Genomic DNA, 2383 nt, shown 5'->3' on the forward strand with positions numbered 1-2383 from the left:
TCAGGAGGTCGGGGGGGGAGGTCAGTCGGTCGAGAACAGCGGCGGAACGAGGGAAAGCGATTCGAGGACGCGGCCGAGCGCGGAGTTGACGGCCTGACGCTCGCCGAGCGGGACTTTCGCGTAGTCGGTCCACGCGTCGTCCTTCTGGGTCGCGTCGATCGCGGCGCCGAGCGTGGCGAGCTCGCCGTCGAGCCGGGCCGGGAAGCCCGCCTTCCGGTTCTCGAGCAGGCCGCGGAGCAGGTTGAGCACCTCCAGGGTGCCGTCGACGTCGGCGCGGGCCAGCGCGAGGGCGAGCCCCGAGCCCTGGTCGCCGCGGCCCGAGAGGTGGTCGCGCTGTGCGTCCTCGAGGATCTCGTGCAGGCGCAGGGGCATGTCCGAGGGCGCGACCGCGGTCTCGGGCAGCTTGGCCTCGAGCGCGTCGAGGTCGCCCAGGAGCTTGTCGATCACCGGGATGAGCTCGCCCGCACCTTGACCGTGCCACAGGCCGTACTCGATCCGGCGCAGGCCCGAGAAGTCGGGGTTCGCGGCACCGCCCTCGAGCCCGCGCGAGCCCGGGGAGATGGCGCTGCCGAGGTCGCCGAAGCTTCCGTACGCGGCGCCGACGCGTTGCCAGGTCTGCTGCGCGTCGAGCCATGCCTGCATGGCGGAGTCGAGATCGCCGTTGCCGACGTTCGCGCGCAGGGTGAGCGCATGCCCGCGGAGCTCGGCCAGGCGCTCGGCGACGTAATCGTGGTAGGCGGCAACGGCGTCGTCCATGGTCGCCGGGGTGGGAGGGGCGGGTGCCTCGGGGGCTTCGGGCCCTGCGGTCATGGGGGTACCTCGGGGTGTCTGGAGGGGCGCCCGAGGGGTCTCAGGCAAGGCGAGCCTAAGCTAACTCAAATTAGGATGCAAAACTGTTGCGTATTCGCCCCGCGCAGGCCTCGGCTTCGTCGTTTGCCCTGTGACCCCCGGCATAGCAGAATTGGTCTGTGCGGCACCCAGTCGCGCCCAACAACTGAACAAGCCTCTGATCTGCGGCGGGAGAGTCCTGCGAGCACGAGCGAGCAGGCGCCGTAGGAGCAACACCTCCCCAGGAATCTCTCAGGCACCTGTACCGCCGCGGCAAGGCGCCTCTGGAAAGCAGCCCGAACGGGCTCACCGACGGTGCAAGCCAGCCCTCACGGGCCGGCGGAATCTCTCAGGTCCGATACAGAGCGGGGAGGAACGAGTCCATGCCGCGCACCCGCGGCCAGAGTGATGGAGTTCCCCCGTGACGGACCATGCAGTTCCCGCAGCCTTCGTCGACCGGCACATCGGTGCGCGGCGAGACGAAGACATCAAGCACATGCTGAACGCAGTCGGCTACGACAGTGCCGACGCCCTCGCCGCGTCCGCGGTGCCGGACAGCATCAAGCAGGACGCCCCGCTCACCCTCTCCGCCGCCCTGAGCGAGACGGACGCTCTCACGGCCCTGCGCCGCCTCGCGGGGAAGAACAAGCCGCGCGTCCAGATGATCGGCCAGGGCTACTACGACACGGTCACGCCCGCCGTCATCCGCCGCAACATCGTCGAGAACCCCGCCTGGTACACGGCGTACACGCCATACCAGCCCGAGATCTCGCAGGGCCGCCTCGAGGCGCTCCTGAACTTCCAGACCGCGGTCGAGGATCTCACGGGCCTCGAGATCGCGAACGCGTCTCTGCTCGACGAGGCGACGGCGGTCATGGAGGCCGTGCTGCTCATGCGCCGGGCGAACAAGAACAAGGAAGCCGCGGCCGGCAGGACGGTCCTCGACGCCGAGCTCTTCCCGCAGTCGATCGCGATCGTCACGGGCCGCGCCCGTGCGCTCGGCTTCGAGGTCGAGGTCGCGGACCTGTCCCAGGGCCTCCCCGAGGGGCCGATCAACGGCGTCGTCATCCAGCAGCCCGGCGCGTCCGGCCTCGTCGCGGACGCGAGCGGGCTCATCGCCGCCGCGAAGGAGCGTGGCGCGATGGTCACCGTCGCCGCCGACCTCCTCGCGCTCACCCTCATCAAGTCCCCGGGCGAGCAGGGTGCGGACATCGCCGTCGGCAGCGCTCAGCGCTTCGGCGTCCCGCTCTTCTACGGGGGCCCGCACGCGGCCTTCATGTCGGTGCACAAGGGCCTCGAGCGCCAGCTCCCGGGCCGCCTCGTGGGCGTTTCCAAGGACGACGCCGGCCGCCCCGCCTACCGCCTGGCCCTCCAGACCCGCGAGCAGCACATCCGCCGCGAGAAGGCCACGTCGAACATCTGCACGGCGCAGGCGCTCCTCGCGATCGTCGCGTCGATGTACGCGGTCTACCACGGGCCCGAGGGGCTCAAGGCGATCGCCGAGCACACTCACCGCCACGCGCGCACGCTCGCCGCGGCGCTCGAGTCCGCGGGC

The 2383-nt window shown here is 70.8% G+C and carries 2 protein-coding genes and 1 riboswitch; of the genes, one reads left to right on the forward strand and one right to left on the reverse strand.

Going from position 1 to position 2383, the window contains the following annotated elements; genetic code table 11:
• Positions 1-21: 21 nt before the first annotated feature.
• A complete protein-coding gene (locus ACLN58_RS21110) occupies positions 22-810 on the reverse strand; it encodes an EfeM/EfeO family lipoprotein (protein ID WP_415857181.1) in 789 nt (262 codons plus the stop codon).
• Between the two features lie 197 nt (positions 811-1007).
• Positions 1008-1106, forward strand: a riboswitch (glycine riboswitch).
• Between the two features lie 143 nt (positions 1107-1249).
• Here ACLN58_RS21110 and ACLN58_RS21115 point away from each other — a divergent pair.
• A partial coding sequence (locus ACLN58_RS21115; RefSeq protein WP_415857182.1) for a glycine dehydrogenase occupies positions 1250-2383 on the forward strand: 1134 nt, incomplete at its 3' end.

The organism is Sinomonas sp. G460-2 (assembly GCF_047759905.1).
Classification (GTDB): Bacteria; Actinomycetota; Actinomycetes; order Actinomycetales; family Micrococcaceae; genus Sinomonas.